The organism is Hephaestia sp. MAHUQ-44, assembly GCF_023806085.1.
Classification (GTDB): Bacteria; Pseudomonadota; Alphaproteobacteria; order Sphingomonadales; family Sphingomonadaceae; genus Sphingomonas.
Window position 1 is genome coordinate 268,779 of the sequence record NZ_JAMSLX010000003.1, and the last position, 24,001, is coordinate 292,779.

The 24,001-nt window shown below is 64.4% G+C and carries 23 protein-coding genes and 1 pseudogene; 13 read left to right on the plus strand and 11 right to left on the minus strand.

What is annotated here, in order from left to right:
* Window positions 1–12: 12 nt before the first annotated feature.
* Window positions 13–1,077: a sugar phosphate isomerase/epimerase family protein gene (locus NFE57_RS05270; protein WP_252134513.1), complete on the minus strand. Its 1,065-nt coding sequence runs from the start codon at window positions 1,075–1,077 to the stop codon at window positions 13–15.
* On the minus strand, window positions 1,074–2,327 hold the full coding sequence (locus tag NFE57_RS05275; protein ID WP_252134514.1) for an MFS transporter: 1,254 nt from the start codon (window positions 2,325–2,327) through the stop codon (window positions 1,074–1,076). The genes NFE57_RS05270 and NFE57_RS05275 overlap by 4 nt, the downstream gene beginning before the upstream one ends.
* A 126-nt stretch (window positions 2,328–2,453) precedes the next feature.
* Here NFE57_RS05275 and NFE57_RS05280 point away from each other — a divergent pair, with 126 nt between their 5' ends.
* A complete protein-coding gene (locus tag NFE57_RS05280) occupies window positions 2,454–3,455 on the plus strand; it encodes a LacI family DNA-binding transcriptional regulator (protein ID WP_252134515.1) in 1,002 nt (333 codons plus the stop codon).
* 13 nt (window positions 3,456–3,468) lie between these two features.
* On the opposite strand, the gene NFE57_RS05285 is transcribed toward NFE57_RS05280, so the two are convergent.
* The gene (locus NFE57_RS05285) at window positions 3,469–4,683 is read right to left on the minus strand and encodes an MFS transporter (RefSeq protein ID WP_252134560.1); all 1,215 of its coding nucleotides are present in this window, start codon (window positions 4,681–4,683) and stop codon (window positions 3,469–3,471) included.
* A 155-nt stretch (window positions 4,684–4,838) separates the two neighbouring features.
* Between NFE57_RS05285 and NFE57_RS05290 the strand changes: the two genes are divergently transcribed.
* On the plus strand, window positions 4,839–5,606 hold the full coding sequence (locus NFE57_RS05290; RefSeq protein ID WP_252134516.1) for an AraC family transcriptional regulator: 768 nt from the start codon (window positions 4,839–4,841) through the stop codon (window positions 5,604–5,606).
* Window positions 5,607–5,621: 15 nt separating this feature from the next.
* On the opposite strand, the gene NFE57_RS05295 is transcribed toward NFE57_RS05290, so the two are convergent.
* Window positions 5,622–6,533 carry a LysR family transcriptional regulator gene (locus NFE57_RS05295; protein ID WP_252134517.1) on the minus strand — a complete coding sequence of 304 codons (912 nt, stop codon included), beginning with the start codon at window positions 6,531–6,533 and terminating at the stop codon, window positions 5,622–5,624.
* A gap of 66 nt (window positions 6,534–6,599) precedes the next feature.
* Here NFE57_RS05295 and NFE57_RS05300 point away from each other — a divergent pair.
* Window positions 6,600–7,113: pseudogene (locus tag NFE57_RS05300) on the plus strand (NAD-binding protein); the annotation flags it as partial.
* 246 nt (window positions 7,114–7,359) lie between these two features.
* On the opposite strand, the gene NFE57_RS05305 reads toward NFE57_RS05300, so the two are convergent.
* The 5 genes from NFE57_RS05305 to NFE57_RS05325 all read right to left on the minus strand — a co-directional run bounded on the left by NFE57_RS05305 (window position 7,360) and on the right by NFE57_RS05325 (window position 11,074).
* On the minus strand, window positions 7,360–8,091 hold the full coding sequence (locus NFE57_RS05305; RefSeq protein ID WP_252134518.1) for an ABC transporter ATP-binding protein: 732 nt from the start codon (window positions 8,089–8,091) through the stop codon (window positions 7,360–7,362).
* Entirely contained in the window at window positions 8,081–8,851 is a 771-nt protein-coding gene (locus NFE57_RS05310) for an ABC transporter permease (RefSeq protein ID WP_252134519.1), read from the minus strand. The genes NFE57_RS05305 and NFE57_RS05310 overlap by 11 nt, the downstream gene beginning before the upstream one ends.
* Before the next feature lie 63 nt (window positions 8,852–8,914).
* Complete coding sequence (locus NFE57_RS05315) at window positions 8,915–9,427, minus strand: cupredoxin domain-containing protein (RefSeq protein ID WP_252134562.1); 513 nt, start codon at window positions 9,425–9,427, stop codon at window positions 8,915–8,917.
* Window positions 9,372–10,010, minus strand: coding sequence for an SCO family protein (locus NFE57_RS05320; protein WP_252134520.1), 639 nt, complete (start codon window positions 10,008–10,010; stop codon window positions 9,372–9,374). The genes NFE57_RS05315 and NFE57_RS05320 overlap by 56 nt, the downstream gene beginning before the upstream one ends.
* Window positions 10,007–11,074: an ABC transporter substrate-binding protein gene (locus NFE57_RS05325; protein ID WP_353653863.1), complete on the minus strand. Its 1,068-nt coding sequence runs from the start codon at window positions 11,072–11,074 to the stop codon at window positions 10,007–10,009. Before NFE57_RS05325 ends, NFE57_RS05320 begins: the two co-directional genes overlap by 4 nt.
* Before the next feature lie 91 nt (window positions 11,075–11,165).
* On the opposite strand from NFE57_RS05325, the gene NFE57_RS05330 reads away from it, so the two are divergent.
* A complete protein-coding gene (locus tag NFE57_RS05330) occupies window positions 11,166–11,618 on the plus strand; it encodes a copper chaperone PCu(A)C (protein WP_252134522.1) in 453 nt (150 codons plus the stop codon).
* Window positions 11,619–11,773: 155 nt separating this feature from the next.
* Here the strand turns inward: NFE57_RS05330 and NFE57_RS05335 are convergent, their stop codons facing one another.
* Window positions 11,774–13,711 (minus strand): alpha/beta hydrolase family protein, encoded by a 1,938-nt coding sequence (locus NFE57_RS05335; protein ID WP_252134523.1) that lies wholly within the window; start codon window positions 13,709–13,711, stop codon window positions 11,774–11,776.
* A gap of 209 nt (window positions 13,712–13,920) precedes the next feature.
* Window positions 13,921–14,745 carry an SDR family oxidoreductase gene (locus tag NFE57_RS05340; RefSeq protein ID WP_353653864.1) on the minus strand — a complete coding sequence of 275 codons (825 nt, stop codon included), beginning with the start codon at window positions 14,743–14,745 and terminating at the stop codon, window positions 13,921–13,923.
* 16 nt (window positions 14,746–14,761) lie between these two features.
* On the opposite strand from NFE57_RS05340, the gene NFE57_RS05345 reads away from it, so the two are divergent.
* The 9 genes from NFE57_RS05345 (at window position 14,762) to NFE57_RS05385 (ending at window position 24,001) form a co-directional block, all read left to right on the plus strand.
* A complete protein-coding gene (locus NFE57_RS05345; protein ID WP_252134524.1) occupies window positions 14,762–15,694 on the plus strand; it encodes an AraC family transcriptional regulator in 933 nt (310 codons plus the stop codon).
* A gap of 326 nt (window positions 15,695–16,020) precedes the next feature.
* Window positions 16,021–18,270 (plus strand): nitric-oxide reductase large subunit, encoded by a 2,250-nt coding sequence (locus NFE57_RS05350; protein WP_252134525.1) that lies wholly within the window; start codon window positions 16,021–16,023, stop codon window positions 18,268–18,270.
* Window positions 18,267–19,478 carry an NnrS family protein gene (locus NFE57_RS05355; RefSeq protein ID WP_252134526.1) on the plus strand — a complete coding sequence of 404 codons (1,212 nt, stop codon included), beginning with the start codon at window positions 18,267–18,269 and terminating at the stop codon, window positions 19,476–19,478. Before NFE57_RS05350 ends, NFE57_RS05355 begins: the two co-directional genes overlap by 4 nt.
* A gap of 115 nt (window positions 19,479–19,593) precedes the next feature.
* Window positions 19,594–21,240, plus strand: a complete 1,647-nt coding sequence (gene ccoN, locus NFE57_RS05360) for a cytochrome-c oxidase, cbb3-type subunit I (protein WP_252134527.1) — start codon at window positions 19,594–19,596, stop codon at window positions 21,238–21,240.
* Between the two features lie 5 nt (window positions 21,241–21,245).
* Window positions 21,246–21,971 carry a cytochrome-c oxidase, cbb3-type subunit II gene (gene ccoO, locus NFE57_RS05365; RefSeq protein WP_252134528.1) on the plus strand — a complete coding sequence of 242 codons (726 nt, stop codon included), beginning with the start codon at window positions 21,246–21,248 and terminating at the stop codon, window positions 21,969–21,971.
* 4 nt (window positions 21,972–21,975) lie between these two features.
* A complete protein-coding gene (locus NFE57_RS05370) occupies window positions 21,976–22,146 on the plus strand; it encodes a cbb3-type cytochrome c oxidase subunit 3 (protein ID WP_252134529.1) in 171 nt (56 codons plus the stop codon).
* On the plus strand, window positions 22,137–23,015 hold the full coding sequence (gene ccoP, locus NFE57_RS05375) for a cytochrome-c oxidase, cbb3-type subunit III (RefSeq protein ID WP_252134530.1): 879 nt from the start codon (window positions 22,137–22,139) through the stop codon (window positions 23,013–23,015). Before NFE57_RS05370 ends, ccoP begins: the two co-directional genes overlap by 10 nt.
* Complete coding sequence (locus NFE57_RS05380) at window positions 23,012–23,200, plus strand: hypothetical protein (RefSeq protein ID WP_252134531.1); 189 nt, start codon at window positions 23,012–23,014, stop codon at window positions 23,198–23,200. Before ccoP ends, NFE57_RS05380 begins: the two co-directional genes overlap by 4 nt.
* Window positions 23,201–23,218: 18 nt before the next feature.
* Window positions 23,219–24,001, plus strand: coding sequence for a DUF2189 domain-containing protein (locus NFE57_RS05385; RefSeq protein WP_252134532.1), 783 nt, complete (start codon window positions 23,219–23,221; stop codon window positions 23,999–24,001).

The window sequence follows — 24,001 nt, forward strand, 5'->3', positions numbered from 1 at the left end:
GCTAATCCGCGTTCAACGCCGCTGCGGCGCAAGCCCCAGGATCGCGCGGATCGCGTCCCGATCGATCCCGCTCGCCGCGAAATCGTCGAACGGATGCTCGGTCAGGCGGATGATGTGATCGCGAATGAACGGCGCGCCTTCGCGGGCGCCATCCTCGGGGTGTTTCAGCGCGCACTCCCATTCGAGCACCGCCCAGCCGGTATAGCCATATTGCGCCATCTTGCTGAAGATCGCGCCGAAATCGATCTGGCCGTCGCCGAGCGACCGGAACCGCCCCGCGCGATCGACCCAGCTTTCGTAGCCGCCATAGACCCCCGAACGCCCGGTCGGATTGAACTCGGCATCCTTGACGTGGAAGCACGAGATACGATCGTGATAACGATCGATGAAGTCGAGATAATCGAGCTGTTGCAGCACGAAATGCGAGGGATCGTACAACAGCCGCGCGCGGGGGTGATTGCCGGTCGCGGCAAGAAAGCGCTCCCACGATGCGCCGTCGTGCACATCCTCGCCGGCATGGATTTCGAAGGCACAATCGACCCCGGCATCGTCGAACACGTCGAGAATCGGAATCCAGCGCCGCGCCAGCTCGGCGAACGCTTCTTCGACCAGCCCGGCCGGGCGCTGCGGCCACGGATAGACATAGGGCCAGGCCAGCGCTCCCGAAAAGGTCGCGTGCGCCGCCAATCCCAGCCGCGCGCTGGCTCTGGCGGCAAGCTTGACCTGCTCGACCGCCCACACCTGCCGAGCCTCGGGATTGCCATGCACCGCCGCGGGCGCGAAGCCATCGAACAGCGTGTCATAGGCGGGATGAACCGCCACCAATTGCCCCTGAAGGTGCGTCGACAGCTCGGTCACCGCGATCCCGTGCCGGTCGAGCATCTCCCTGAGATCGTCGCAATAGCTCTGGCTCTCGGCCGCCAGCGACAGGTCGATCAGCCGCGGATCGCAGGGAATCTGGACGCCGACATAGCCGAGCTCCGCCGCCCATTTGCCAAGGTTCTCCAGCGTGTCGAACGGCGCTTCGTCGCCGAGAAACTGGGCGAGGAAAACCGCCGGTCCCTTCATCGCCGTCATGCCCGGGCCTCCACCTTGCGGCTGTCGTCACGGAAGGTGAACTGGAACAGGATGGCGATCAGCGCCGCGGCGATCGCGGGATACCACCACATATGCTGCCAGTCGGCGATGCTCGGCGACGCGGGCAGTTGCGCATAAAGCAACGCCCCGATCTGCGCGCCCAGCAGCATCCCCACGCCATAAGTGAACAGCGTCAGCATCCCCTGCGCCTGCGCATTGACGCCCTTGGGGGTCGCGATCGTCCCGGTGTAGATCGCGCCGGCCACAAAGAAGAAGTCATAACAGATGCCATGCAACGCCACCCCGACATACACCGCCCAGAGCGATGCGCCGCCGTCGCCGATCGCGAACAGCGCATAGCGTAGCGCCCAGGCCACCATGCCGACGAGCAGCAACGGCTTGACCCCGAACTTCCGGTACAACCACGGCATCGAGAACATGAAAACCAGCTCGGACATCTGCCCGATGGCAAGCGTGCCGCCGACATTGGTGATCCCCGTCGCGCCCACATAAGGCGAGGCATAAGCGTAATACATCGCGAGCGGGATCGAAATCAGCGTCGCGCAGGTCATGAAGATGAGGAACGAGCGCTGCTTGAGCAGCCCGAATGCCTCGACACACAACACCTGCCGCACCACCCCCTCGCCGCGCGGCGCATCGGCGGCGACATTGGGCAGCGTGAAACTGTAAAGGCCCAGTGCGATCGAAACGACGCCGGCCACCACGAAGATCTTGGGGCTGGCGGAAAGTCCCATCCAGCCGATGATAAGCCCCGCGGCGATCCAGCCGAGCGTACCGAACGCGCGCACGAACGGAAAATTATCGACGCGCTCGCCGAAGCTCTTGAGTGCGATCGTATTGGCGAGCCCGACCGTCGGCATGTAGAAAACCATGTAGCCGAGCAGCAGCCAGACGAAGGTGCCGCCGCTTTCGGGCGTCACCAGCGACGGCAGCGCGAACAGGATCGCGCCCCCCACCAGATGCAGGATCACCATCAGCATCCTGGGGCTCAGATAGCGGGCGGCGGCCATGCCGAGCAGGAACGAGCCAACAATCGAGGCGATCGGGCCGACCGAGAAGGCATTGCCGATCAGGTCGCCGATCCCGACCGTCTGCATCACCAGCCCGAGCGTGACGCTCCACGCGCCCCAGACGAAGAACTGCATGAACATCAGCGCACTGAGGCGCCCGGTCAGCATTTTCTCCGGCGGGCGATCCGTCACCCCCAACGCCTCTTCCGCAACGGTCATGTGCGCCCCTCTCCCTGGTGCAATCGGCCTGTTTGGTGGCGCGAAGGCTACGCAGGCCAAAAGCCGATGTAAAGGATTACATCTAATTCTGTCGACACGCTGCCGAATAAGCGACATGAGCCCGCCATGCCGACGATCATCGAAGTCGCTGCGACCGCTGGAGTCTCGACCGCCACCGTGTCGCGGGTGTTGAACCATCCCGAACGCGTGTCGGCGCCGACCCGTCAGCGCGTCCTCGATGTCGTCAAGGCGCTGGGCTACGCCCCCAATGTGGCGGCACGCACGCTACGCACGCTGCGCGCCGCCAAAATCCTGCTGACGGTGCCCGACATCTCCAACCCGTTTTTCGCAAGCGTGATCCGCGGCGCGGCAGAAGCAGCGCGCGATGCGGGCTACGCGATTGTCGTCGGCGACACCCGCCACGATCCGCATGTCGAAGACCAATATGCCGGGATGCTGTCGCGGCGCGAGGTCGACGGGCTCATCTTTCTGGGCCACCGCCTGCCCGACAGCCTGGCGCCGCTGCTGACCCGCCAGGCGGCTGCGGCGCCGATCGTCAACGGTTGCGAATATAGCCCCGATATCGGCGTCCCCAGCGTCCATATCGACAACGCGGCGGCGAGCGACGATGCGATCGCGCACCTCATCGGGCTCGGGCATCGCGATATCGGGATCATCACCGGGCCGTCGATCAGCCCGATCAGCCGCGATCGTCTCACCGGGGCGCTCCGCGCGGCCGAGCGGCACGGGCTGCGCGACCGGTTGCAAGTACGCACCGGCGACTATTCCGCCCGGTCGGCGTTCGAGCAGACCCGCGAACTGATCGCCTGCAACATCACCGCGATCTTCTGCTTCAGCGACGAAATGGCGATGGGCGCGGTCAGCGCGATCGGCCAGGCCGGCCTGTCGTGCCCCGGCGACGTCTCGATCGTCGGCTTCGACGATCTGCCGCTCGCACGCTTCTTCCAGCCCGCGCTGACGACGATCGCCCAGCCCAAAAGCCTGATCGGCCGCCAGACCGTCGACTTGCTCGTCGAGATATTGCGCAACGGCCAGACCGCGGTCGGCCAGGTGACGCTGCCGCATGATCTCATCATCCGGGACAGCACCGGGCCGGTGCGCGCCTAGGGTCAGGGCAGCTTCACGTCGGCGTCCCCAAACGCTTGATGTCCGGCAGGAACGCGGTGAGCAACCCGATTGCCGGCAGGAAGGCGCAGAGGTGAAAGACGGTATCGATGCTGGTCAGATCGGCCAGCCATCCCAGCCCGGCAGCGCCAAGACCGGCCATGCCGAACGAAAAGCCGAAGAACAGCCCCGAAATCATCCCGACCTTGCCCGGCACCAGATCCTGCGCGAACACCACGATCGCGGGGAACGCCGATGCCATGATCAGGCCGATGACGATGGTCAGCGGCCCGATCCAGAACAGGCCGACATGCGGCAGCAGCAGCGTGAAGGGCAGGATGCCCAGAATCGAAAACCAGATCACATATTTGCGCCCGAACCGATCGCCCAGCGGCCCGCCCAGTACCGTGCCCGCGGCCACCGCCGCCAGAAAAGCGAACAGATAGAGCTGGGAGTTCTGCACCGACACGCCAAAGCGCTCGATGAGGTAAAAGGTGAAATAGCTGGTCAGGCTGGCGAGATAGACGAATTTGGAGAAAATCAGCGCCAGCAAAATCAGCACGCCACCCGTCGCCACGCCCTTGGGCAACCTCACGGCGCGGTGCGACCGACCCTCGGTCCGCAAACGCTCCAGCCCGTGATGGCGATACCAGGTCGCGACATTCCACAGGATGCCGCCCGACAGCAGCGCGAGCAACGCAAACAGCATGATGCTCGACTGGCCCCAGCGCACCACGATCAACGCGGCCGCGAGCGGTCCCAGCGCCTGACCGGCATTGCCGCCGACCTGGAACAGCGATTGCGCAAGGCCGTGGCGCCCGCCTGCCGCCATCCGGGCGACCCGCGAGGCTTCGGGATGGAACACCGACGATCCCATGCCGAGCAACGCGGCGCCCGCAAGAATGAGCCCATAATTGTGTGCGACCGCGAGCACCGCGAGCCCGGCGAGCGAGAACAATGTCCCGCCCGGCAAGGCGTGCGGCGTCGGGCGCTTGTCCGCATACAGCCCGACCAGCGGTTGCAGGATCGAGGCCGTCATCTGATACACCAGCGTCACCACACCGATCTGCCCGAAGCTCAACCCCAGATCGGTCTTGAGTTGCGGATAGATCGCCGGAAGCAGCGACTGCATCATATCGTTGAGCAGGTGGCACAGGCTGATCGCCACGATCACGCTGTACACCGTGCCGTCCGCCGCCGCTGCTCGTGGCCCGCGCGCCGCCATCGTCATATCATTCACACGTCATTCCTCCGGAGGCGCCTGGAGTGACTTCGAGCCAGATGGAATCATCTGGCGATTCGGAAATCGCGGCAAACAAAAGATAATCCAGAGTCGGCCCGTCCCGCATTGACATATGGGTCATTCTCTTATGAATTCGGGACAATATGGCCGACCATCTCTCGCCCCACGTCGATGAAAATGTACCGCGTCCCGTCATCGCCATCGGCAACGACTATCCGCCCTCCTTCGAACTGGCCGAACATCGGCACCGGCGCGCGCAATTTCTGTATGCCGCGCACGGCGTCGTCGCGGTGAGCACCCCACAGGGTGCATGGGTCGCGCCGCCTGAGCGCGGCGTCTGGATTCCGGGCGGCACACCGCACGCGGTGCGCATGGTCGGCGTGGTCCGGACGCGCAGCGTGCTGATCGAACCCGATGCCTGCCCGGCGCTTGGCGATGCCTGCCGCGTCGTCGCCATCTCACCATTGTTGCGCCAGCTTCTCGTCGCCGCCGCCGAGGTGGCGATCGAATATGACATGGCGGGGCGCGACGGGCAGATCATGGCGCTTCTCGTCAGCGAGATCGCACGGGCGCCGGTGATCCCGCTTGCGGTCCCTTTCCCGGCGCATCCCGCGCTGGCGGCCCGATGCCACGCGTTTCTCGAACGCCCCTGGGCCAGCGACACGATCGATCATTGGGCGGATTCGCTGGCGATGAACCGACGGCGCTTTACCCGCCTGTTCCGGCACGAAACCGGCATGAGCTTCGCCGAATGGCGCCAGCAGGCCTGCTTGTCCGCCGCGCTGCCCCGTCTCGCCGCCGGCGATCCCGTGACGACGATCGCGCTCGACCTCGGCTACAATAGCCCGGCGAATTTTTCCGCGATGTTCAAACGGCTACTGGGCCTTCCTCCGAGCAGTTATCGGCCGTGATCGTTCTCCCGGCAATCACCCGCCGAGCAGCCGGATGCGATGACGCCGCACCGTCTCGAGCAGCCATGCCTTGAACACCCGCACGCGCTCGAGCTGGCGGGTATCCTTATGGGTGACGATCCAGAATGAGCGGGTGATCTCGATTCCGGGCAATAACGGCACCAGCGTCGGGTCGGCGTCACCGATGAAGCGCGGCAACACGCCCACCCCGCTGCCCGACTGAATCAGCCGATATTGCGCGTTGATGCTCGAACTGCGCACGGTCGCCACCCAATTCTCGTTGATCTCGCCCAGATAACGCAGTTCTGGGGCATAGAGCAGGTCCGGAATATAGCCGATCAACCGATGCCCGGTCAGCTCGTCGGGCGTTCCGGGCGTGCCGTGGCGCGCGAGATAATCGCTGCCGCCATAAAGACATAGCCGATAATCCGAAAGCTTGCTGCTCACCACCGGGCCGGCCTGCGGGCGGGCGAGCAGCAAGGCGACGTCGGTCTCGCGCTTCGAGGGGCTGAGGAACCCGCTGGTTGCGACCAGATCGACGGTCAATTGCGGATAGCGATCGACGAAATCATGCAGGTGATGCGCGACGAACCAGGTGCCGAAGCCTTCGGAAACGCTGATGCGCAGCAGCCCCGAAAGCGGATGCCCTTTGGGTTGTTCGCTGATGCGCTCGGCGGCGCGCTGCATCGCCTCGACATGCGCGAGCAGCGCCTCGCCCGCTTCGGTGAGCACCTGTCCTTCACGGGTTTGCTCGAACAGCGTGCGGCCAAGCCGGCGTTCGAGGCGGCGCAACCGGCGGCCGATGGTGGTCGGATCGACGCCGAGCCGCGCCGCCGCACGGGAAAGCTTGCCTGCGCGTGCGATTGCCAGGAAGTCCTGCAGGTCGTTCCAGGGGAGTTGCTGCATATATGCAGGGCGATATTGCATATACACTTTCTACCTGCAACAATGCGAAGGCCCACCTTGGGCTCCATAAAGAGGAGAAAAGGACCAATCGATTGCTCGACGATCGATGTCACGACCGCAAAGCGCGTCGCCGATGCCGCCGCCGCCAAGGGGCTGACCGCGGTCGACGCGCCCGTCTCGGGCGGGATCGCGGCGGCGAATGCGGGCAGCCAAGATCTGCAACAACATGATCCTCGGCGCGACGATGATCGCGACGTGCGAGGCGTTCGCGCTCGCCAGCAAGCTCAGGCTCGACGCGCAGGCCTTTTACGATATCGCCTCGGTCTCCTCGGGCCAGAGCTGGTCGATGACGAGCTATTGCCCGGTCCCCGGTGTCGGCCCCGAAAGCCCCGCCGATCACGATTATGCAGGCGGCTTCGTCACCGCGCTGATGCTCAAGGACCTGCGCCTCGCGATCGAGGCAGCGGCGAGCGTCGATGCCGACACCCCCTTGGGCACCAAAGCCCGCGACCTCTACGAAGCCTTCGCCGCCCAGGGCAATGCCGCACTCGACTTCTCCGCCATCAACACGCGCGCGCGTCGCCCGGACAACAGCCTCTAGAATCGGTCCGGTTCTGACAGAACCGCACCGATTCTGGATTATCCTTTGTTTGCCATGATTTCCGAGTCCCCAGATGATTCCATCTGGCTCGAACTCACTCTGAGGCTCGTTTCTTCCGGCAAGGAAAAGGCAAGACAGGCCCCTCCCTGCGAGCCCTTTTCGATTGCACCCGCCGCCGCGCCGCGCTGCCGTTCCATCGGCCATCCGATCGCGCGGCCCGCGGACGCGCCATCCATGCCCGCCGCATCAAACCCCCAATTCCTTCAGGATGGCTTCGCGCAGCCTCTGCGCCTTGGGGCCCGACAATTTGCGCGGATGCGGCAGGTCCACCGCGAACGTGGCCTGGATCGTCGTCGGACGCGGCGACAGCACCAGGATGCGATCCGCAAGATAGATCGCTTCCTCGACATCGTGCGTGATCAGCAGAACCGTGTGGCGCTCTTCATCGAGAATACGCCGCAGTTCGATCTGCATCTTCAGGCTCATCAGCGCATCCAGCGCCGAGAACGGCTCATCCATATACAGGATTTCGGGGGTCACCACGAGCGCGCGGGCGATCTCGACGCGCTTGAGCATGCCGCCCGACAATTCGTGCGGGTAGGCCGACTCGAACCCGGCGAGCCCGACCATCGCGATGTAGCGGTCGGCGCGGGCTACCGGGTCGCTATACCGGGTTCCGCTCAGCGCAAACAGCAGATTTTCCTGCACGGTCAGCCAGGGAAACACCGATCCGTGCTGTGAAATCATGATCCCGTTCCGGCTCGGCCCGGTGCTCTCGACGCCATCGATCCGGACGGCGCCGCGATCCGCGCGCTCGAACCCGGCGATGATATTGAGCAAGGTCGATTTGCCGCAGCCTGAAGGGCCGACGATCGCGACGAACTCGCCGTCACGCACATCGAGGCTTACCCCGCCGATGACCGAGAGAGCGCCGAAGCCTTTGGCGATTCCGTCGACGGCAATCTTTTTATCGGACATAGCGCCACTTCACGGTGTTCATGCGCTCGAGCAGGCGCGTGGCGCCGTCGAGCAGCAAGCCGATCATGCCGATGATGATCATGCTGGCGATCACGAGGTCGTAGCGGTTGCCCGCATTGCGAGAATCCATGATCAGATAGCCAAGGCCCGAATTGAGCGCGATCATTTCCGCGGCGACGACCACCAGCCACGCGACGCCGAGGCCGATGCGCATCCCGACGATGATCTCCGGCAGGACCGCGGGAAAGACGACGCGGCGGAAAAGCACCGAACGCGAGACCCCGAAATTGGCGGCGGCGCGCAAGTAGCGCCGGTCGATCGTGCGCACCCCCACGATCGTTTGCACCATCATCGGAAACACCGACGAAATGAAGATCAGGAAGATCGGCGAAAAGTCGCCGACCCCGAACCAGAGGATCGCGACGGGAATCCAGGCAATCGGCGAAATCGGCCGCAGCATCTGGAACAGCGGATTGAGCGTGTAATAGGCCGCGCCAACCCAGCCCATCCACAGGCCCAGTGGAATGGCGACCAGAAAGGCCAGCCCGAAGCCCATCTCCACGCGAAACAGCGATGCTTCGATATGCTGCCACAAGGTGCCGTCCTGCACGAGCGCCCAGGCCCCGGTTGCGACCTGCCCCGGTGTCGGAAAGATCGGATTGTCGCTGTTCGCGACGATCAGCCACCAGATGGCGATCAGAAGCGCGATCATCAGCGTCGGCGCCACCACCTTCATCAGCCTGTTGTCGGTGTCCCTCACATTCCCCCCACGAATTGCGCCTGTCGGGCCATCATCTCCGCGCGCGTTCCAAAGCCCGCCGTCTCACTCTCCATTGTTTGTCAGGTTGAGCCAACGCCGTTGGAGCCTTTGCCATCCCGGAGCGGGCGCCGGGTCGACGATCACGTTAAGGCCGCCGTTGGGATGTGCAGAACACTCGAAACTGTAGGTCGACGCCTGCACGAACGGCAAGCGAAAGCGCTGGCCCGGCATGATCAGCGCCGGACCGAAGATGTGCGGTACAATATCGTCATTCTGGAGCACGAGCACATCGTTGAGGCCAAGCGTCAGCCGGATGGTTTGCGGAAAGATATCGACCTTCTGTCCAGCCATACGCTGCGCGTAGGTACCGCGCGGAATCGTGAACAGCGCGTCGTGCGACACGTCCCTGATCGGCGCCAGCGCCGCCCATGCGACCCCGCCGAACAGCAGCAGCGCCAACGCCACCGCAATGGCGCGGCCGTGGATCGAGCGTTTCGGGAAAGGCAGGCGCATCTGACGATTAATCCGCAAGCAGCAACTGGATATCGCGTACGAAATCGGCAGCGTCGTGCCCATAAGGCATCATCGCCCGCAACTTGCCGGCGCGATCGATCAGGAAGACCGACGATGTATGCGCGATCGCATAATCGGCGCCTGTCCCCTGCTTGACCGCCGTGACGCCATAGGCCGCCCGTACCGTCGCCAGCGTGCCGGGCGCGCCGGTGGCGCCAATGAAACTGTGGTCGAACGCCGCCAGATATTCCCGCAAATGGGCCAGATCGTCACGTGCGGGGTCCACGGTCACGAAGATCACCTGCACCGAATCCGCCGCCTTGCCGAGCGTGCTGCGGGCCTGCGCGAGTGTCGCCAGCGTGGTCGGGCATACCGCTGCGCAATAGGTGAACCCGAATTCGAGCAGCACGACCTTGCCGTGATAGCGCGCCAGCGTCACGTCGGCGCCATCGGTGCCGCGCAACCTGAAATCGGGTGCCGCATAGGCTGGCGTGAAAACGCCGGCCGTCATCGCCTGCGGCGGCGCACCGGGCGGTTCCTCCGGCGGTCTGTCAGGCCGGGCAGCGCGTATCACCGCCGCGCCGGCGAGCAGCAGCAGCAGTGCCGCAGCAAGAGACACGAGCCAAGGGCTGGAACGCGTCGTCAAAGCGCGATCGACGCGGGTCGTGCGGCGTGCGCGAAGCTCTCGTCGACATATTTCGCGTACGGAACCGGGCGCGACAGCGCTCCGGCCGCCACCGCCAGTTCCATCATTTCGTCGAACTCGCGCGGGATCATGCGCAGGTCGCCATAGGTCACGCGGTCGGACGGGTTCTCCATCACGAAGCGGAGGATGTCGGGATCCTGGTTGAAATACTCGCGCTTCGCGGCGATCTCGACCGCCCTCTCCCGGTTCTCATGCCGCGCGTCGAGCCATGTTCCGGCGGCGAGAACGTAATCGACCATATTCTGCACCAGCGGCCGATTCCGCCGGATCAATTCCTCGCGCACCGTCAGCACGCAGCACATATATCGGGGCCAGGCATCGCGCGTCATGCGCAATACCCGCGCATAACCGGCCTTTTGCGCTGCCGCACCGAATGGCTCGCCGGTGCAGTAAGCGGCGATCCCCTTCACATAGAGCGCCGCAGGCATGTCGGGCGGCGCCATCTCGACGATCTCGACATCGTCGGGGGTCATGTTCTCGTCGGCCAGCAGCTTGCGCAGGAACAAATAGTCCACGGCGAAGCGGCTGGGGATGGCGATGCGCTTGCCGGCAAGGTCTCTGAATCTCCGATAGCCCGAATCGGTGCGGACCATGATCACCGCGCCCGAGCGATGGCCGATCGATACGATCTTCACCGGAACGTCCTTGTCGGCAAGATCCATCACCAGCGGCGCCAGCATATACGCCGCCTGAATGTCGCCAGACATCAGCGATTCCTTCAATTCGGGGAATCCGCTGTAGCGGCTGTAACCGAAGGCGAGCGGACCTGCGTCGCCGAACCGATTCGCCGCGTCATTGGCGGCGCATGCGATCGGTAACGTCAAGTTGCATGTCACGGCGAGACCGCCAACCTTCAACGGCTCGGCCACCGCGGCGGGCGCCAGCAACCTGCGCGCCGGAAGCGCCACGGCGGCCGCTATGCCGGCGGCAACGGCGCCACGCATCACCAGCCGGCGATCGACACGCCGGCCAATGCCGCCAGCAGAAGAAGGGTTGCTTTCCATGGGTCGGCGATCAGGGTAGCAAATTGCTGGCCGGCCGCAACACGCGAGGCCCACAATCGCACCGGCATATCGGTGGAGACAGGGGGGGTTTATGAGGATGCGTCTGGCTTTCGCGGTATCGCTATCACTGATGATTGGCGGCTGTCACCAGCCGGCATCGCTCGAGGTCAAAGACGCTTGGACGCGGGAGACCATCGCCAGCACGCCCAACGCGGCGGTGTTCATGACGATCACGTCGCCGACGGCGGACCGGTTGATGGCCGCCTCCACGCCGGCCGCGAAGAAGACCGACCTCATGACGATGACCGACGACAGCGGCACGATGGGAATGAAATATCTCGATGGCATCGATATCCCGGCCGGCACGCCCGTCAGCCTGGATCCGGCCGGTCTGCACGTCTGGCTCGCGGGCCTGAACCAACCACTCCAGGCCGGCCAGCGCTTTCCGCTGACCCTGAAATTCGAACATGCGGGCGATCGCCAGATCACCGTATCGATCATCAAGCCGACCGCCGCGCCGCCCGTTTCGGAAACCGGCGCCTAGAGTGATGTCGAGCCAGATGGATTCATCTGGCGACTCGGAAATCACGGCAAACAAATAAAAATCCAGAGTCGACCCGGTTCAATAAGAACCGGATCGACTTTAGACGGCGCCGTGGAGGCCATCCCCAGGCCGAACGCCCGAGCAAGAACCGACGGTCAATCGGGCGGATTGTATTTTTGCAGAAAGGCCTCGATGCTGGCGAGCAACGTGATGCGGTCTGCTTCACGGGTGAAATAATGGTCAGCGAGTGGGATCGAGACGAACTCGACGGCCTTCCCGGCCTTGGCCATCGCCGCGTTCATCTTTACGGATTGCACCTGATCGACCGTGACGTCTTTCTTGCCGTGGATCAGCAACAGCGGCGTCTTGATCCGATCGACCGCATTGATCGGTGAAACCGCCGCGAAATCGGGCGTCATCTTCTCCCATTGGCCGCGATAGAGCGTCTCGCGAACCGTACCGCCGAAATCGTTGACCTCGCGTCGCAGGTTGGACACGCCGTTGATCGACACCGCGCACCGGTAAAGATCCGGGTCCTTCGCTATGCCCCACATCGCGGCATAGCCACCGTAAGAGGCGCCCACGATGCAGACGCGCTTCGGGTCGGCAATGCCCTCTGCGATCGCCCACCGGACGCCGTCGCTGATGTCGTCCTGCATCGCGAACCCCATCTGGCCCTGCCCGGCTTTCGAAAAGGCGGCGCCATAACCCGTCGATCCGCGAAAATTGGGCTGAAGTACCGCATAACCGCGATTGGCAAGGAACTGGACCCAATAATCATAGCTCAGATCGTCATGCGCCCAGGGGCCGCCATGCGGCATGACGATGAAAGGCAGTGCCTTTGCGGCCACGCCGCGCGGAAGCGTCAGCACGCCCTCGATCTCCAGCCCGTCGCGCGCCTTATATTTTATGAATTTGGGGCGGGCGAGCCGTCGGGCGCCGATATCCGCGTTGATCTCGGCGAGCTGGACCAGATCCTTTGCCGTGTCATCATAATAAAAGAGCAAACCCGGGCTGTCGGCCGTGCTGAAACGGACCAGCAACTTGCTCAAATCCTGATTGTAGCTGACGATGCGCACGTCCGATTTCGGCGAGGCGGCCTGCATGGCCTTTTGATACGCCGCCATGACCGGGTCGATCCAGTGAACCGGCTGGTCGCGATCGGTCGTGTACACCCCAAGCAGTCTCGACCCATCGAGCGATAGCCGGATCGCTTCGACGTCCGCCTCGGGCGCGGCGTACACGACCCGGATATCATTGCCGCTCACAAGGTCGACCTCGGCGACGATCGACCGCCCTGTCTCGTCTTCCTTGATGACCAACCCGTGGTCGCTTCCCGGATTGAACAGCAAAGGAACGGCCAGTTCCTCTTCGTCGATCAATTTGGCACGATCGATCGTCCTGAAGGCGCCCCGGCCGTCCGGCCGATACACTAGCGTCGATCGGGTCGAATGGTCCCGATAGCCGATCCCATAGCGAACGTGCCCGAGGTGATCGGCTCCCCAGGACAGGACATTGGTTCGCGGCCGTTCCTCGATCCGCTTGCGCCCGGTGGTCACGTCAACCCGGTACACCGTCGGCCAGAACTCGGGCAGATTGCTGTAGATCGACTGCTGCGCCGCAACGAGTATTTCGGTCGTGTCGTCGGTTGGAACCCATAAGACGTCGGCCGCATTCTGGCCGCCGGCATCCCACAGCAACTTGGTGACCTTGCCCGTGGCGCGGTTGACGCCGATCAGGCGGGAAACATACCAATTGTCCATCTGGACACGCAGCAAGGCGGTAAGCCCGACGACGATATTGTCGTTGCCGACCCAGCGCAGCCAGCCGACCTGGGTCTGGTCCGGAATACCAACGACGACCCTTGCGCTTCGATCGCCGACAACCGGCGTGATCAGGATGTGCTGCTGGCCGTCGATCGCGAAAAGTCCGGCCATCTGGGTGCCGTCGGGCGAGAGCGCGGCATGTTCGACAAAGGGAAGTCGCGCAAACGCGCTGACGGACAATTGCGTGGTTGCCGTGGTCTGGCTTGCCGTCTTGGCATCGACATCTTGTGCGCGTGCCGAGACAGCGTGAACAGCAACCAAGATCATGGCCAAGGCCAAGGCGACCGCCCGCATCATTCCCCCCTCACTCATCTAACTGGCCGAAAAGCCAGTTCGAATCCGTATGTCTACACGCTAGACCGGTCCGTCGCACAATTCGAGTGCTTTCGTGTTAAAAAATAACGAATTTTCTCGAAAACGATGTCGCCATGCTGTGTGGGCGCCGACGGGATCACACCTCGCCGGCGCCCGCCGTCTCAGCGTTCCTGCGCCCAGATCACCGCATCGGCCCCAGCCGGGATATAGGCGGGCGACGTTGCCTCGGTCACGGCCCGCCACACCGCTTCCGCCACGTCGCTGGCCGCGGTGACCGGCCCGCTATCCTGCTCCCAGCTCGCGAAGACCTGCTGCACCATCTCGGCATAAGGCTCGGGAAATCCGTCGACCATCCGCGCCCCGGCGTTTTCGGCGAAGCGGGTGTCGGGCGCGCGTCCGGGCAGCACGGCGCGGACCCGCACCCCGAACGGCTCGAGCTCGATTGCAACGCTGTCGGTAAAGGCATTTACCGCCGCCTTGCTGGCCGTGTAGACCGCGAGCAATGGCAGCGACTTGAGCGTGACCGACGAAGTCACGTTCACGATGACGCCCGCCCGACGTTCGCGGAACTGCGGCATGACGGCCTGGGTCATGGCGATGGTGCCCAGCGTGTTGGTCTCGAACATGTCGCGGGCGATCGCCATCGGCGTACCTTCGAGAGCATTGAGGAAGCCGATGCCGGCATTGTTGACGAGCGCATCGATCGGGCCCGCCGCCGCGATGGCATTCGCGATGCTGGCCGGATCGGTCACGTCGAGCGCGATGGTCCGAACCTTCTCCGATTGGGGGAACGCATCCTCCCGCGGCGCGCGCATCGTCGCGACGACATCCCATCCCCGATCGGCGAAATAGCGTGCGGTCTCCAGGCCAAAGCCAGAGGAGCATCCGGTAATCAATATGGTCGACATAGGGCCTCCTGTTGTTCGTTGCCCCAGAGAGATAGACCGCCAGCGCCGGCCTGCTACAATCGAAAGTCCATGAAACATTAGCGATCATCCGGAAATGACCGATCCTCTCGCCCAAATCGTCACGTTGCTGCAGCCCGACCTGTCCTATTCCAAGTTCGTCGAGGGCGCGGGGGCATGGCGGGTTCGCCGCGCCGAACAGGGACGGCCCTTCTTCTGCGCGCTCCTCGAAGGCTCGATCCGTCTCGAACTCCACGGGCGCGCGCCGCTCATCGTCGAGCAAGGTGATTTCGTGCTGATCCCGGCGGCCCATGACTTCGCAACCTCGAGCACCGCGGCGGCACCCCCCGCCGGCGTCGACAACCTGCCGGTCGAGGTCCGCGCCGACGTCTTCCGCCTGGGCGATCCGCTTGCCGAGCCCGAGGTCCGCATGCTCGTCGGCTATTGCGCGTTCGGCTCGGGCGACGCGGCGCTGCTGGTGACGCTCCTGCCCGCGCTGCTCCATGCGCGTGGCGAACGGAGGCTCGCGACACTCGCCCAGCTTGCCGCGGAAGAATTGCGGAGCGACCGTCCGGGGCGCGACGTGATCCTGACACGGCTCATGGAGGTGCTGTTCATCGAGACGCTGCGCTCATCCGGGCCGCATTGCCCCTGCGGAGTCCTCAAGGGGCTCGGCGACGATCGGGTGGCGACGGCGATCCGGCGGATGCACGAACAACCGACCACAGCCTGGACGGTCGCGCGCCTTGCCAGCGAAGCGGCGATGTCACGCTCGGCATTCTTCGATCGATTTCGTCGGGCGGTGGGCACGGCACCGATGGAATATCTCCTGCATTGGCGAATGGTGCTGGCGAAGGAAATGCTCCGCAGCGACGCAGGATCGGTTGGCGAGATCGCCAGGCAGGTCGGTTATGGCTCGGCCAGCGCCTTCAGCGTCGCGTTCACGCGTCACGTGGGCATGCCGCCAAGCGTCTATGCACGTGCCAGCCATGAGCGGCAGCCCATGCAGCATGGTCGCGTTTCAGGCTGAAGTTTGATCCAGCGCAATCTTTCAACGGCAAACACTGCTATCAATGCCCTCTGTTCGTTTCAGCGCCTGGTTCGGCGGTCTGGAATGCGGGTGGATGGAGGGTCGGCAATGTTCTGTCCCGAATGCGGCGAAGTGATGTGCTTGGGGCCGCTCGATGCCCGCCGCGCTGTGCACCGCGTCCATCGCAGCGTCGCGAACACCGCTTGGCAATGGTTGCGCTCGGTGCTTGTCTCGCGGGGGCTCGATCGCGCGACGGACGAGCGCGTTCGACCAAACCGATGATCGGGACGACGTAACATCATGGGGTAAAGAGCGAGGGGGCACTCGTGGGCGAATATCGTAAACTCTGGTGGGCGCTGATCGCGGTCATCACCGTCACCTTCGCCATTCTGGGCGTGTCGGGCGTCGAGATCTATCGCAAGGCACCGCCGATCCCCGAGCGGGTCGTCACCGTCTCGGGCGCCGTGCTGATGACGCACGACGACATCATGGCCGGGCAAACCGCATGGCAGAGCACCGGCGGGATGCAGCTCGGCTCGATCTGGGGGCACGGCGCCTATCAGGCGCCCGATTGGTCGGCCGACTGGCTGCATCGCGAATTGGTCGCGTGGCTCGGCCTCGCCGCGCAACAGACCTATGGCAAGGCGTTCGACGCGCTCGATGTCGAGCAAAAGGCGGCGCTCACCTATCAGCTCAAGCAGGAATATCGCCACAACAGCCTCGATCCCGCAACCGGCGTCGTCACCGTCTCGGAGCGCCGCGCGCAGGCGATCGCACAGACCGCCGACCATTATGACCGGCTCTACGGCAGCGATCCGGCGCTGCGGCCGATGCGCGACAATTATGCGATGAAGGAAGGCACCCTTCCCGATCCCGCCAAACGCGCCGCGCTGACCGATTTCTTTTTCTGGACCGCGTGGGCCGCGTCGACCGATCGGCCGGGAACGATCGCCAGCTACACCAACAACTGGCCACCCGAACCGCTGATCGGCAATCATCCGACGCCGGAGAACATCCTGTGGTCGCTCGCCTGCGTGGTGATCCTGATCGCCGGGGTCGGCGCGCTGATCTGGGGCTGGGCCTTCCTGCGCCGCCACGACGACACGCCGCTCGTCGCCGCGGACAAGGACCCGCTGACGCTCGCGGCGCTCACCCCGTCGCAGCGCGCGCTCGGCAAATATCTGTTCGTGGTGGTGGCGCTGTTCGTCTTTCAGGTCTTCATCGGCGGTTTCACCGCGCATTACACGATCGAGGGGCAGAGCTTCTACGGCGTCGATGTGTCGCAATGGTTCCCCTATGCGCTGACCCGCACCTGGCACGTCCAGAGCGCGGTGTTGTGGATCGCCACCGCCTTCCTCGCCGCCGGGCTGTTTCTCGCCCCCGTCATCAACGGTGAGGATCCCAGATATCAGAAGCTCGGCGTCAACGTCCTGTTCTGGGCGCTGATCGTGGTGGTGGTGGGATCGTTCGTCGGCAATTATCTGTCGATCGCGCAGGTGATGCCCGCCGGGCTCGGCTTCTGGCTGGGGCATCAGGGGTACGAATTCCTCGATCTCGGCCGGTTCTGGCAGATCGCGCTGTTCGTCGGGCTGCTCCTCTGGCTGGCGCTGATGCTGCGCGGCATGGTGCCGGCGCTGCGCCGCAAGGGCGGCGACAAGAGCCTGCTCGCGCTGCTTACCGTCTCCACGATCGCCATCGGCCTGTTCTACGGCAGCGGCCTTTTCTACGGCGAGCGCACCCACATCACGATCATGGAATATTGGCGCTGGTGGGTCGTCCATTTGTGGGTCGAAGGCATTTTCGAGGTGTTCGCGACCGCCGCCATTGCCTTCGTCTTCGCGTCGATGGGGCTGGTGTCGAAACGGCTCGCCACCGCCGCCAGCCTCGCCTCGGCGTCGCTGTTCATGGTCGGCGGCGTGCCGGGCACCTTCCACCATCTCTATTTTTCGGGAACGACGACACCGATCCTCGCGGTCGGGGCGGCGTTCAGCGCGCTCGAAGTCGTGCCGCTGATCGTCCTCGGCCATGAAGCGTGGGAGCATTGGAGCCTGCGCGATCGTGCGCCGTGGATGCGCCCGCTACGCTGGCCGCTGATGTGCTTCATCGCGGTGGCATTCTGGAACATGCTCGGCGCCGGGGTCTTCGGCTTCATGATCAACACCCCGCTCGCGCTGTTCTACCTTCAGGGGCTGAACACCACTGCGGTCCACGCCCATGCCGCGCTGTTCGGCGTCTACGGCTTCCTCGCGCTCGGTTTCAGCTTGCTGGTGCTGCGCTATATCCGGCCCGAAATCGTGTTCAACGAGCGGCTGATGCAGACCGCCTTCTGGGGGTTGAATGCGGGGCTGGTGCTGATGATCTTCACCAGCCTGCTGCCGGTCGGGCTGTTCCAGTTCGAAGCGAGCGTGACCACGGGCATGTGGTATGCGCGCAGCGACGAATTTCTCCAGCAGGGCTTCCTCGAAACGCTGCGCTGGATCCGCACCTTCGGCGATGTCGTGTTCATCGTCGGCGCGATCGCGATCGCGTGGCAGGTCGTGATCCTCGGGTTGTGGCGCAAGGGCGCGCGGGCATGACCGCCGCCGCCGCGGGGCAGGATAGCGCCGCCCAGCCGCCGATCTGGCTCCAGGGCAGTTTCAGGCTGCTGTTCGCCGGGGGCGCATTATGGGCCGCGGTGGTCGTCACGCTGTGGGTGGGCGCGCTCGGTGGGCGCTGGACGCTGCCGACCGCGATGGCGCCGCTCGCCTGGCATCAGCACGAAATGCTGTTCGGCTATCTCGGCGCAGTGATCGGCGGCTTCCTCAGCGCGGCGATCCCCAACTGGACCGGACGGCCGGTGGTCACCGGCTGGCGTGTCGGCGGCGCGGTCGGGCTGTGGCTGGCCGCGCGGCTGGCGATCCTGTTCTCCGGCACCGTTCCGCCACCGATCGGCGCAGCGCTCGACATCGCATTCCTGCTCCTCCTCCTCACCTATGCCGCACGCGAGATTGTCGTGACGGGCAATCGCAACAAGCCGATCCTGATCGTCCTCTCCCTGTTCCTGGTCGCCTGCGGGGTCGATCACGCCGCGGCGATCGGCATAGTCGCCGATCCGGCACTGGGGATGCGGATGGGCTTCGCGCTGGTCCTGATGCTGATCGCGATCATCGGCGGCCGGATCACCCCTGCGTTCACCCGCAACTGGCTGATGCGGCACGGGCGCCGCGATGGGCTGCCGACGATGCCCAACCGGTTCGATAATGTGGTGATCGGCGCCACTGCGCTCGTGCTCGCCGGCTGGGTGGTGGCGCCGGACAACCCCGCGACGGGCGTCCTGCTGCTCGCCGCGGGCACGCTTCAGGGCGCCCGGCTGACCCGCTGGGCGGGGCTGAAGGCGCTGGGCGATCCGCTGGTGTTCGTGCTGCACCTTTCCTACGCATGGTTGCCGCTGGGGCTGGTGCTGCTCGGCGGCGCCATCCTCCACCCTGCCTTTCCGGTGTCGAGCGCGATCCATGCGCTTGGCGCGGGGGCGATGGCGGCGATGACGCTCGCGGTGATGACGCGCGCGACGCGGGGGCATACCGGCCGCCCACTCGAGGCCGATCGGCCCACCATCGCCATCTACCTGCTGGTGCATCTGGGGGCCCTGCTGCGCGTGGCAGCCCCCTTATTGCCCTTTGATTATATGGGCACGATCCGCCTCGCCGGCGGCTTGTGGGGCGCCGCCTTCCTGCTGTTCCTGCTGATCTATGGTCCGATGGCGCTGCGTCCGGCCACACCAAAGAGGGAATACGCCGGCGCCTGAGGCAAATTGTCCACCCCGATCCCTCTAGCAACGCACGAACCGATTTCGTAAGCTTGCTTGACAGGCAAGATCGACGCGGGGGACCGAAACGCCCTGAAAAGGAGGAGTTCAGAGCGTGATTTCAAAGCTTACTATCGGTGAACGCGAACGCGGTTTAGCGATTCTGGTGGTCCTCGTGCTCGTCGGTCTGGCGATGGCGGTGGCTGGCGCCATGCGTTCCGATCCGATGCAGATCCACGGCTTTATCGTGCTGGCCTACAGCCTCGGGTTCCTGTGCGTCCTGTGGAACGGCTATTTCGCGCCCGAGCCCAGCGAGAGCCGGCACGAAAGCTATTATGACGACCCGAGCAAGTTCGGCGTCGTCGTCGCGATGGTCTGGGCGGTATTCGCCATGTTCGTCGGCGATTGGGTGGCCTGGCTGCTCGCTTTCCCCGACCTCACCTTCGACGCCGCCTGGTCGACCTTCGGCCGCCTGCGCCCCGCGCATACCACCGGGATCATCTTCGGCTTCGGCGGCAACGCGCTGATCGCCACCTCCTTCCACGTCATGCAGCGCACTTCGCGCGCGCGCATGGCGGGCCAGCTCAGCCCGTGGTTCGTGCTGATCGGCTACAATCTGTTCTGCATCCTCGCGGTCAGCGGCTATTTCCTCGGCATCACGCAGTCGAAGGAATATGCCGAGGCCGAATGGTATGCCGATATCTGGCTGGTGATCGTCTGGGTGACGTATCTCGTGCTCTATCTGCGCACGCTGGCACGCCGCAAGGAACCGCACATCTACGTCGCCAACTGGTATTATCTGGCGTTCATCCTCGTCGTCGCGATGCTCCATATCGTGAACAATCTCGCGGTGCCCGCCTCGCTGGCGGGGGTGAAGAGCTATTCGCTTTTCTCAGGGGTCCAGGATGCGATGACGCAATGGTGGTACGGCCATAATGCCGTCGCCTTCTTCCTCACCGCCGGCTTCCTCGGGATGCTCTATTATTATCTGCCCAAGCGGGCGGGGCGGCCGATCTATTCGTACCGGATGTCGATCATCGGCTTCTGGGGCATCACCTTCTTCTACATGTGGGTGGGGTCGCATCACCTCCATTACACGGCATTGCCGCAATGGGTGCAGACGCTGGGCGTGACCTTCTCGGTCATGCTGCTCGTGCCGTCATGGATCGCCGCGGCCAACGCGCTGCTGACGCTCAATGGCGCGTGGGACAAGGTGCGCGACGATGCCACGCTGCGCTTCATGATGATGGCGGCGTTCTTCTACGGCCTGTCGACCTTCGAGGGGTCGTTCATGGCGATCCGCCCGGTCAACGCGCTGTCGCATTACACCGACTGGACGGTCGGCCACGTCCATGCCGGGGCGATGGGCTGGGTCGCTTTGGTCACCTTCGGGTCGATCTATGCCGTGGTGCCGTGGCTGTGGAAGCGCGAGCGGATGTATTCGCCCAAGCTGGTCGAGGTCCACTTCTGGCTCGCGCTCGCAGGGACGCTGGTTTACGTCTTCGCGATGTGGAACTCAGGCATCATCCAGGGCCTGATGTGGCGCACCTATAACGACAGCGGCACACTCACCTATTCGTTCATCGATTCGATGGTCGCGATGCACCCTTACTATGTCGCGCGCGCGATCGGGGGGCTGCTATTCCTGCTGGGGGCGATCGTCGGCTGCTACAATATCTGGATGACGATCCGCCGGCCATCGGCTGCGGCAGCGACCGCGCACGATACGCCCCTTCCCGCCCATCTTCAGCCCGCGGAATAGAACCGATGTTTCGTACGCATTACCGGCTCGAGCGCAAATCGATGGTCCTGGCGATCGCGATCATGGTCGTCGCCAGCATCGGCGGCCTGATCGAGATCGCGCCGCTGTTCACGATCGACGAGACGGTCGAGACCGACCCCAACATGCGGGTCTATACGCCGCTCGAACTCGCCGGCCGCAACATCTACATGCGCGAGGGGTGCTACGCCTGCCATTCGCAGATGATCCGCACGCTTCAGGACGAGGTTGAGCGCTACGGCCCGCATTCGCTCGCGGTCGAATCGAAATACGATCACCCGATGCTGTGGGGGTCGAAGCGCACCGGGCCCGATCTCGCGCGGCTGGGCGGCAAATATTCGGATCAATGGCACACCGCGCATCTCGTCAACCCGCGCGCCGTGGTGCCCGAATCGATCATGCCGCGTTACGCGTACCTGCTCGAAACCAAGCTCGACGCTCGCCATCTCGGCGACGATCTGCGCGCGATGCGCAAGGTCGGGGTTCCCTATACTGCCGACATGATCGCCAACGCCGCGGCCGATGCCATCATCCAGGCATCCCCCGATGGCGATGCACGCGGCCTCACCGGACGATATGGCGACGCCACGCAGGTGCGCGCGTTCGACGGCGACGCCGGCACGGTATCCGAAATGGATGCGCTGGTCGCCTATCTCCAGATCCTCGGCAAGCTCAGCAACGTCGCGCATCCGGCGCCGGCAAAGGGGCAATAGGGCTATGATCGTGGACCATCAGTTTCTGGTCGGTTTCGCCAAATCGTTCGGGCTCTTCTATCTGCTCGCGATGGCGATCGTGGCGCTCGGCTATGCGTGCTGGCCGGCGAACAAGAACCGGTTCGACAAGGCGGCGCGCGACATTATCGACGACGAGGACACACCGTGGCGGTAGACGAGCGCGACCCTCATAGCGGGCACAAGACCACCGGCCATGAATGGGACGGGATCAAGGAACTCAACACCCGCGTGCCGACTGCGGTGTGGGTGTTCCTGATCGGTACCGTGCTGTTTTCGATCGGCTATTGGCTGCTGATGCCGGCCTGGCCGGTGGGCAACGGCTTCACCAAGGGGCTGCTCGGCGCCGACGAGAAAAAGACGGTTATCGAACGGGTCGACGCCGCCGCCGCCGCCCGCGCGCCATGGACCGATCGGATCTTGGCAATGGATTACGATCAGATCCGCGCCGATCCGGCGTTGATGGAATTCGTGCGCGCCGACGGGCATCGGCTGTTCGGCGACAATTGCGCCGCCTGCCACGGCGTCAACGCCAAGGGGGGCAAGGGCTATCCCAACCTGACCGACACCGCATGGCTGTGGGGCGGCAGTGCGGAAGCCATTGCCCACACCATCGCGGTCGGGATCAACAGCCCCGCCTCCACCGATACCCGCGTCAGCCAGATGCTGGCGTTCGGCAAGGACAATATTCTCGATCCCGCCGCTGTGACCGATGTCGCCAATTACGTGAAAAGCCTTTCCGATCCGCGCTGGCAGGCGAACAAGGCAGCTTCGGTGGCGCGCGGGCGCGAGGTCTTCGCGGTCAATTGCGTCGCGTGCCACGGCGAACAGGGGCAAGGCAGCCAGGAACTTGGCGCGCCCGATCTCACCGATCGCGCCTCGCTCTACGGCAGCGATATCGGCGATATCATCGCGACGATCCACGACGGCCGGCAAGGCGAAATGCCGGCATGGGAACACCGGCTGAGCCCGCTCGACCGCAAGATCCTCACCACCTACGTGCTCGATAAAGGCGCGCAGCCGTGAAACTGATCTTCTCGCGCCCCGTCGTCCTCACGCTCGCCGCCGCCGCGCTGGCGGTGATCGTGCTGGCGAATGCGCATCTGGTCTATGTCGCGTCGACCTCGCAGCCGGACTGCGTCCCTCACGTAAAGGCCGGCGGTGCCGCGCCCGGCGCAGGCGCGTTCGGCGCCGCCAAGCCGTCGTGCTGATATGAACGGGAGCCGATAATGCCCATCATTCCTCCGGTTGTCCCCGCGCTGCCGATCGAACGTCGCTATGCGCGTGATCTGGCGCCCGGTGCCGCCTTCGGCTGGTTGCGCGATGGCTGGCGCGACCTTGTCACCGATCCTGTCCCCAGCCTGCTCTACGGCCTGGTCGTCGTGCTGTTGTCGCTGGGCATCGTCGCGGGACTAATCTTTTTCGGTTGGGATTACGCCCTGTTCCCGGCGATCGCGGGTTTCCTCGTGTTCGCCCCGACGCTGGCGATCGGGCTCTACGACAAGAGCCGCGCGATCGAGCAGAACGACCCCATATCGCTCAGGCACATGCTGTTCCCGCACGCGCGCAGCGGCGGGCAAGTCCTGTTCATCGGCGCGTTGCTATGCACGGTGATGCTGCTGTGGATGCGCGCGGCGGTGATCGTCTACGCGCTGTTCTTCGGCGTCCGCCCGTTCCCGGGGCTCGATCATATCGTCGCGATGTTGTTTACCACCTCGACCGGCGCGGCAATGCTCATCGTCGGAACGCTGATCGGTGGCCTGTTCGCGGCCTTCGCGTTCGCGATCTCGGCTTTTTCGATCCCGATGATGCTCGAGCGGCGGCTTGATGCGTTGACCGCGATGGGGACAAGTTGGGCGCTGGTGTGGCACAATCTTACGGCAATGCTCGTCTGGGGGGCGATCGTGATGGCGTTGTTCCTGCTATCGGTCGCCACTGGTTTCCTCGGGCTCATCATCGTCTTTCCGTGGCTCGGCCACGCCACCTGGCACGCCTATCGGGCGGTGCGGTAA